14 protein-coding genes are annotated in these 6,963 nt (G+C 64.9%); 7 read left to right on the top strand and 7 right to left on the bottom strand.

All coding sequences use genetic code 11. The annotated features are described in order from the left end of the window. Positions 1 to 134 precede the first annotated feature (134 nt). Both MCHT01_RS25135 and MCHT01_RS25130 read left to right on the top strand, forming a co-directional pair. Positions 135 to 527: a hypothetical protein gene (locus tag MCHT01_RS25135; protein ID WP_067070477.1), complete on the top strand. Its 393-nt coding sequence runs from the start codon at positions 135 to 137 to the stop codon at positions 525 to 527. A 13-nt stretch (positions 528 to 540) separates the two neighbouring features. Beyond that, positions 541 to 903, top strand: a complete 363-nt coding sequence (locus MCHT01_RS25130) for a hypothetical protein (protein ID WP_067070474.1) — start codon at positions 541 to 543, stop codon at positions 901 to 903. A gap of 513 nt (positions 904 to 1,416) precedes the next feature. Here the strand turns inward: MCHT01_RS25130 and MCHT01_RS25125 are convergent. Beyond that, positions 1,417 to 2,148, bottom strand: coding sequence for a GGDEF domain-containing protein (locus MCHT01_RS25125; RefSeq protein ID WP_067070472.1), 732 nt, complete (start codon positions 2,146 to 2,148; stop codon positions 1,417 to 1,419). Beyond that, positions 2,138 to 2,434, bottom strand: a complete 297-nt coding sequence (locus MCHT01_RS27910) for a CrpP-related protein (RefSeq protein WP_305777741.1) — start codon at positions 2,432 to 2,434, stop codon at positions 2,138 to 2,140. The genes MCHT01_RS25125 and MCHT01_RS27910 overlap by 11 nt, the downstream gene beginning before the upstream one ends. A 235-nt stretch (positions 2,435 to 2,669) precedes the next feature. Here MCHT01_RS27910 and MCHT01_RS26555 point away from each other — a divergent pair, with 235 nt between their 5' ends. Beyond that, positions 2,670 to 2,903, top strand: a complete 234-nt coding sequence (locus MCHT01_RS26555; RefSeq protein WP_148661731.1) for a hypothetical protein — start codon at positions 2,670 to 2,672, stop codon at positions 2,901 to 2,903. 47 nt (positions 2,904 to 2,950) lie between these two features. After that, positions 2,951 to 3,190: a hypothetical protein gene (locus MCHT01_RS25120; protein WP_067070469.1), complete on the top strand. Its 240-nt coding sequence runs from the start codon at positions 2,951 to 2,953 to the stop codon at positions 3,188 to 3,190. 186 nt (positions 3,191 to 3,376) lie between these two features. Here MCHT01_RS25120 and MCHT01_RS25115 read toward each other — a convergent pair whose 3' ends face one another. Genes MCHT01_RS25115 through MCHT01_RS27220 form a run of 5 tightly spaced genes read right to left on the bottom strand, consistent with a single transcriptional unit; the run spans position 3,377 to position 5,464 of the window. Further along, on the bottom strand, positions 3,377 to 4,120 hold the full coding sequence (locus MCHT01_RS25115) for an SOS response-associated peptidase (RefSeq protein WP_245643653.1): 744 nt from the start codon (positions 4,118 to 4,120) through the stop codon (positions 3,377 to 3,379). A 22-nt stretch (positions 4,121 to 4,142) separates the two neighbouring features. Continuing rightward, on the bottom strand, positions 4,143 to 4,349 hold the full coding sequence (locus tag MCHT01_RS25110; RefSeq protein WP_067070466.1) for a hypothetical protein: 207 nt from the start codon (positions 4,347 to 4,349) through the stop codon (positions 4,143 to 4,145). Positions 4,350 to 4,359: 10 nt separating this feature from the next. Next, on the bottom strand, positions 4,360 to 4,767 hold the full coding sequence (locus MCHT01_RS25105) for a hypothetical protein (protein WP_218017948.1): 408 nt from the start codon (positions 4,765 to 4,767) through the stop codon (positions 4,360 to 4,362). Next, complete coding sequence (locus MCHT01_RS26550; RefSeq protein ID WP_148661730.1) at positions 4,767 to 4,985, bottom strand: hypothetical protein; 219 nt, start codon at positions 4,983 to 4,985, stop codon at positions 4,767 to 4,769. Before MCHT01_RS26550 ends, MCHT01_RS25105 begins: the two co-directional genes overlap by 1 nt. Continuing rightward, positions 4,985 to 5,464, bottom strand: a complete 480-nt coding sequence (locus tag MCHT01_RS27220) for an Arc family DNA-binding protein (protein WP_084453339.1) — start codon at positions 5,462 to 5,464, stop codon at positions 4,985 to 4,987. The genes MCHT01_RS26550 and MCHT01_RS27220 overlap by 1 nt, the downstream gene beginning before the upstream one ends. Before the next feature lie 53 nt (positions 5,465 to 5,517). Here MCHT01_RS27220 and MCHT01_RS26975 point away from each other — a divergent pair, with 53 nt between their 5' ends. From MCHT01_RS26975 to MCHT01_RS25090, 3 genes are all read left to right on the top strand, one after another. Then, positions 5,518 to 5,688 carry a hypothetical protein gene (locus tag MCHT01_RS26975; RefSeq protein ID WP_169806212.1) on the top strand — a complete coding sequence of 57 codons (171 nt, stop codon included), beginning with the start codon at positions 5,518 to 5,520 and terminating at the stop codon, positions 5,686 to 5,688. Then, a complete protein-coding gene (locus MCHT01_RS25095) occupies positions 5,685 to 6,512 on the top strand; it encodes a BRO-N domain-containing protein (RefSeq protein ID WP_067070458.1) in 828 nt (275 codons plus the stop codon). The genes MCHT01_RS26975 and MCHT01_RS25095 overlap by 4 nt, the downstream gene beginning before the upstream one ends. Before the next feature lie 97 nt (positions 6,513 to 6,609). After that, positions 6,610 to 6,963 (top strand): hypothetical protein, encoded by a 354-nt coding sequence (locus tag MCHT01_RS25090; RefSeq protein ID WP_148661729.1) that lies wholly within the window; start codon positions 6,610 to 6,612, stop codon positions 6,961 to 6,963.

Raw genomic sequence — 6,963 nt, 5'->3', positions numbered from 1 at the left:
CCTAACTCGTTGAGCCGCAAGGACTTTTTGTCTTTGCGGCTCTTTTCGTTTTGGGCCCAACTTTCTAACGAATCGCCATCGTTCTAACGGCGTCGTTATCCCTCCTGCCACTTTGTACTGTATAAATACACAGTATGTACTGGCATGTCCGTCGCAAGTTCAGCCAGGGTGCGGCCCTGACCCAGACCCTCTTCGCTCAGCAGGAAGAGGTGCTGGGCATGCTGTGCATTTCGGAAGAGCGCGACGAGGAAACGCGGCGCGTGACGCGCGTGGCGCGGCTGCGCGAACACCCGCACTACCCGGCCAAGCTCCCCCCGCCGCTGTTCGAAGCGATCGTCGTCCACGCCGGCGCCGGCGCCTGGACCGTCAGCGGCTTCGAGCGTGAGAACGAAGGGACGAAGAGCCAGCGTTCGTACCTGCAGAGCTGGTTCATGCGGCCGATGACGGCGCGCGAGGAGATCGAGCTCGAGGAGCGCTTCAAGGCGAACCTCTTCGCCCGCCTACCTACCCACGTCCGGCCGGAGTGAGATCGGAGTCACCATGAACTACAGCATCTGGATGCACCAGGTCGCGGTGCTCGCGCGAGACCGGGACGGCGCCGAGCGGACCATCCGGCGCGTGCTGGAGCAGCACCTTGGCGGCGCCGCGGGAGTCGTCGACGCGTTTCTCGCGGCCGGCGGCCTGGCCTATGGCACGACAGCCCCGGAGTGCCCGGCAGCGAGTCGCTGGCGCGCCGCAGAACTCGCGGCCCTGGACGCGGTGCACATCGAGTTCCCCGCCCTAGTCCTGCGCCTTGCTGGCGAAGACCTCGACGAAGCCCTGGCCGAGGAGTTCGTGACCATCGGCGCTACGCGCGCCAGCAGCGCCGAAGCACCAGCAGGCGTGGTCGGCCGACTGCTCTAGGCTGGGTGCGGTCCTTGCTCATTGCGTCGAGGGGCTCCTTCACGGCCGTGCAGGTTCTTCCGTTCGGATGCCTCACCAAGCATGGATCCGACATCGTCGAGGTCAAGCGGCTTGAGCATGTGGCGCTTGAAGCCCACAGCGCGGCTCCGAGCTCGGTCGGCCGGCTCATTCCAGATGCTGATGGCGACAGCAAAGACAGCAGGAGCAAGCCCAGCCTGACGCATCAAATCCCAACCGGAGGCGTCAAGCAGGTCGATGTCGCATATGAGCGTGTCCGGGTCACGGCTTCGGGCAGCTCTCGTTGATGCCCGCCTCCACTTGACCCGCGGACATTGAGCACCCGTATCAGCTATCGCTTCGAGGCCGGCGCGGCCTCAGGCTGCAATCGATCATTGCATCTGAGGCCATCGCGCCGACGAACATGAATCCCTCGGCATGCGGACAGTCGACAGGCCCGTCGCTCGATGCTCTGACCGCAAAGAATGGCTCGCAGCGCCGCTGAGCGCGCGACGTTCAGGCAGGTCCCGACGGATCCTTGCGGGAGCGCTTCACCTTGTACATGTTCTCGTCCGCCCGCCTGACCAGTACCTCGGGCTGATCGCCGTCCTCAGGAAAGCTGCTCGCGCCGATACTCACCTCGGGGATCAGGATCTCGCCCCCGACCATACATGGGCAACCCAACGCGCGAGCAATCTTGTCGACGAAGCGTGTCAGGCGCGGTGGTTGAACATCGTCGGCAACGATGACGAACTCGTCGCCGCCCATGCGGCACACGGTGTCGCTCGCCCGCAGTGTTGTCCTCAGCAAGCGAGCCACGTGGCGTAGCAGCTGATCACCGGCCTCATGGCCCAATCGGTCGTTGACGGACTTGAATCCGTCGAGGTCCAGATACAGCACTGCCAGCGGGGTGCCGCGACGCCTGGCCAAATCCAGGTCATGTGCCAAACGATCCCAGAGCACGACGCGGTTGGGCAGTTGGGTCAACGGATCTGTCTCGGAAATACGGATGGCGTCCTGCAATGCAGCGTGAGCTGAGTCCGCCTCTTCGGCCGCGCGGTCGTTCTGAGCCTCCAGTGCCGCGTACAGTCGCTCGTTCTCCAGAACCAGCCAATGAAGCGACCCGAGATCCTTCTCGCTACGCGCACAGGCAAGCTCCGCCAGTAGCGCTTTCAGCGCCTGCTCAGCATGGCTGATCTCCCTGCGCAGCTGCGCAAGTTGTTCAACGCCTTCTGCATCAATGCTCATCTTTCGCGCTGCCGTTCGGCGTGAAAGGTTCAGCCTTGTCATCCGCCTTCGACTGAGCGTCGTGCCCGCTTTGCCATGCGTCCTTGCGCTTCTGCCAAAGACCTCGGCTCTCCCCGGTGCTTGTCGGGAGGTTGGACGGATGGGTCATCGGGTTCTCCGACGTCTCATCTCCTCGCGCTGCCGCCTTTGCGCCCTGGCGCTGGAGTTCCGCTCGCTCGGCCGAAGGTAGCCCGTCCCGTTCGGCGGGCCGGCCAGACCTGCGCGGAGATCCTGGACCAGACTTCATCGTGACCTCCAACGCAGTTCCGGACCACCATTAGGCGCTCAAACCAGCACGGCAAGCGACGATCCCGGGCCGGGTCAAGAAATAAACATCCTCATCAGCGAGCTCGCCGTGCTTCAATGCGCGTACTGACATTCGCGCCTCTCGGTCGCCCGATTTCCGCGTCAGCCAGCACGCCTGGCCGCCACAGCTGACGGACCAAGTCGCTCCGCTGCGGAGCACTACGGAAGGAAGCGACATGTTCGTCAAGACGAGGCTCTCTCGCCTCCGCGGATTGAAACTCGCGTCGTTCGACGTGGTCTATGTCTGCCCCCACCGGTCCGAACTCGGCGTCTTGATCTTCAGGCGACGGGACGCTCCTCCAAGAAGGGCGCTCTTCATCGATCTTCCCGTGAACCCTCAGCAAGGGACCGTCGCGGGAATTCGAGACCAACTCGATCCAGAGCGACTTGAGGACGACTGGCTTCCTTGACCCGCCGTCGCCCCACGCTTCCCTTGGCACGATCCCTGGAGCCCGTCATGTCCATCTCGAAGGCTGTTGACTTCCTGTATCGAGGCCGCCATGCAGGTGCGCTGCTGAAGGTTTCCGTTGACCTGAGACCGCTGGGCGGCGTGCTGACTTGGTTCGCCACCGTCAACTGCAGCCCCGAGTTCCTGGAGCTCGATGGCGACATCTGCCGCGTCGACGACGAGTCGGAGCGCGCGGCGGTCGTTCGTACGGTCTCTCGCGCCATCGACGCCGCCCTTGGCGCTGGGTGAGGGCGATAGCGCGGAGTCTGGCGTTTTCACTTACGGACTGTGCGAGGAGAGAGACTTGGAAGAGCTGCCTAAAGCCTCCCGCGGGTTGGGCACTCGCGATCTCCGAGTCAATAGCGCGCGAGCGTCATGTAGGTGTTTGCATCCATGGCGGCTCGATGTCCGCTTCCGCTGCAAAGCAGCCTCGCGCTAGATGAGCTGGGCTAGTAGCCCATCGGTCCTGACCGCGTCGTCCTGGTTGAAGAACTCCGCCGGCTGCGGCCGGATCAGCGCGCGGGCGTCATCGACCGCGCCCGTCAGCCAGACCGACCAATGCTCGGGCTCGACGTGGATCACCGCGCGCTTGTCCTGCTGGTCCGCGGGCAGCTTCGGATCCGGCTTGTGCAGCCTGGCCAGCAGCGGGTGCCCGTCGCAGTTGCAGGTCAGCATGGTGAAGTTGGGAACGATCTCGCCGGTCGCCGGGTCGGTCCAGTGGTTCCAGATGCCGGCGAGCATCCACGGGAGGCCGTCTGCGCGCTTGAGCTGCCACCAGATGTTTTTCCCGGTCTCCCAGTTCGGCTCCTGGTACCAGGTCGCGGGGATCAGGCAGCGCCGGCCCTCGTTCCACGCGGCGCGGAAGGTCGGCGAGGTGGCGACGGTCTCCGTCCGGGCGTTGTTGGTGCTGCGCGCCCGCAGCGCCGGCGGCTTCTTCCCCGGCATGGCCTTGGGCTGCATCATGTCCTTGCGCGTCGGCGCGCCGGGCCGGATCAGGCCCCACTGGCCGACCTCCCCTAGCGCCCCGCCCTCGCCGTCCGACCGGAGGAACAGGCCCGGGTCGAAGGGCCCCACGAACGGCTTCTCGGGCTCCGCCTCGGGGAGCCAGACCTTGCCCAGGTGCCGGCGGACGTAGACCTCGAAGTCGTTCTTCGGGGCCATGTGGTACAGATTGCACATGCGGCGTGCCGTTCAGCGCTGCTCAGGGAGGCTCGCGGCCAGCGAGAGACCCAAGCGCCAACATGCGGTCGAATTCCTCACGGAAGGCAGCGTTGCACACTGTCATTCGGTCGATCTCCGCTTGCGACGGGATCGGCAGATTGAGGCGCTTGTACGCCAGTTGCTCGGGGGTCAGGTCGTCGCGTTCACTCGCCGGCAGCCGAGACCGCAGGTCGACGGCCTCCGGCATGGGTGGACGTTCAATGCCCGGTCGCACCCTTGGTCGGCGCAGCCTGTGCGGCTGGCGCTGGCACGTTGATGATGATGGGCGGCTGCGGGGCCGGCACTGCGGCGGCCGGCGCCGGTGCTGCTGGCTTCAGCGCGTTGGACACGGTGAAGAACAGCCCCGAGAAGCCGAGGAACAGCGCGATCACAGTGGCGATCATCCAGGTCTTGATCGACGCGTCCATCCTGTGGATCTCGGTGCGCAGATCGCCGATGTCGGACTTCGTGGCCAGCGTCGGCACGATGGTGTCCCACTTGGTTTCGAGCTTGGCGAGGCGCGCTTCCATGTCGGCATCATAGCCACCGCCGCCCCCACCGTGTTCAGCGCCACCGCCTTGGTTGCTGACGTTTGCCGGTGCGGCCATCTTGTGCACGATTCCCATCAGTCCTCCGAGAACGCAGGATCGATAGTCTCGGCGTAGCCGCAGGTCTCACACTTGAATAGCGCGACCAGAAAGAAGCCCCCTCCATCAAACGCCATCGTCTTCTCATCGTTGACCGGGCCGCTCAGCTTGACGCTGCTGTACGCGTAGTACCCGTTCTCCCGCTTCATTGCCCCGTGGCCGTACCGGCACGTCGGCTCCAATCGAAACTTCGGCATCACGTGCCCCCCTCTTTGGCTTCGGTCTGTAGGTCTCCCAGCCGCAGCCCGACCATGATCACGGTTCGCTCCAGATCTCGCTGCTTGGTCCGCAGCGCGAGCAACTCCTCCATCAACGGCCGCTCGCGCTCCTGACGGTGACCGTCATCGGGCAGCTTGTGGATCTCCGCCTGCAGCCGCTCGACCTGGTCGCGGATGTCCAGCACCTGCATCTGCGCAACCGAGCGCTCGCGCTCCAGCTTCGCGATGTGGGCCCACAGGCCCTGCCCTTCGCTGGGTGCGGCCGCGGCCTCGAAGGACTGCTCCAGCCTGTGCGCCACCTCGGCGTTGAAGCTGCGCCCGCTCTCCTTCGCCGCGTTGGTCACCCGCTCCTTGAGGTCGGCTGTGAGCCGGAGCGGGTACGCAGGAGCTTGATGTCGATCGGCCATGCCCGGATTGTGGACATCAAAAAGCGCCGCCGCAAAGATACGATTTGACATCCACGCATTTCGTATCTATTCTTCATCCACACTCACTTCATGAGGAATGGAAAGTGCAGGAACCGAAGTCACTCATTCAGGTGCGCGTGCCGAAGCCGCTCTACGACGCAGTCAAGGCCCAAGCCGCACTGCAGGACCGCAGCGTCAACTGGCTCATCAACCGGATCCTCGAGCGCGCCGTCGCCAGCTTGGACGAGCCGCAGCTCAAGGGAGCCGAGCAATGAACGCCGTAACCCCCTTCACCAACGGCGCCTTCTCGGTGCGCACCGTTGAGATCGACGGCGATCACTGGTTCGTCGGAAAAGACGTCTGCGAGGGCCTCGGCTACGCCAATCCCAATAAGGCCATGGGAGACCATTGCAAGGGGGTACCGAAACGTTACCCCCTCCAAACGGCCGGCGGCACGCAGCTCGCGCGGGTCCTGAACGAAGCCGACGTCATGCGGCTGATCATCAGCAGCAACCTACCGGCCGCCCAGCAATTCGAGCGCTGGGTGTTCGAGGAGGTGCTGCCGTCGATCCGCAAGACCGGGTCGTATCAGGTCGCGCCGAAGACCCAGGCGGAAATCGTGCTCGCCAGCGCCCAGGCCCTGGTCGACTTCGAGCGCCGTCAAACCGCAGTCGAGGCCACCCAAGCGGAGCAAGGCCGGGCGATCGAGCAGATCCAAGCCGAGGTCAAGGAAGTTGCGCAGTCGCGCGTCTTCGACCGCTGCCCGCACAACTGCGAGCCCATCTCGAAGGCTCGCGCGCGGATCGCGGAGAAGTACGGCCTCGCCGAACGCGTCATCGACGATGTCATGCGCCGTCTGCCGTTCAGCCCGAAGCCGTTCGGCGAGGTCCGCAACCATCACGAGTTCGCCCTGAACAGCCATTACACGGTCTGGGCGATCGCAGACGTGTCGCTGGTCTTCAAGGTCTTCATCAGCGAGTGCACTTGGGTGAGCGATGCCTACGCGACGCACCCCTTCATCCAAGGCCGATTCACGCTCGACCGCAACAAGGTCCCGCAACCCGTGGCGCCGCGAAAGCCGGCGCGCCTCAATGCTTGAAAAGGCGAAGCCCCTGCTGGCGGCAACCGGCAAGGGCTTCTAAGCGAGATCCACTTTCTCACAGGGAGACCTCAATATGGACTCTATCACTCGCGCCATGGAGCGCAAGAAGCAGGCGGCGCTGGTCGCCTTCCACGCCGCCAGGGACCACGCGTACTCCGTGCCCGACTTGGCCGTCGCCAACCGCCTGCTTGAGGAGGCGGCGGTGCGACACATGCAGATGAACCGCGCCATCGAGGAGATGTCGGTCAAGCCCACGCGGACCGACTACGTGGCGGCGCGGGCGATGCGACGGGCGTTGGCTCTCGCCACCGGGGCCGCCCTGCCCTCGGCCTCGAGCGGGCGTCGGGACCCGGGCGTCGACATCCTCGACCTCATCATGCTCAGCCTGCCGGAGAACGATCAGGCTCATGGCGGCAAGGCCGCCAGGCGCGCTCACCGCAAGGCCTGA

This window comes from Mitsuaria chitosanitabida ATCC BAA-476 = NBRC 102408 (assembly GCF_001598255.1).
GTDB lineage: Bacteria > Pseudomonadota > Gammaproteobacteria > Burkholderiales > Burkholderiaceae_C > Roseateles > Roseateles chitosanitabidus.
This window is presented reverse-complemented; position numbering and strand designations above follow the sequence as displayed.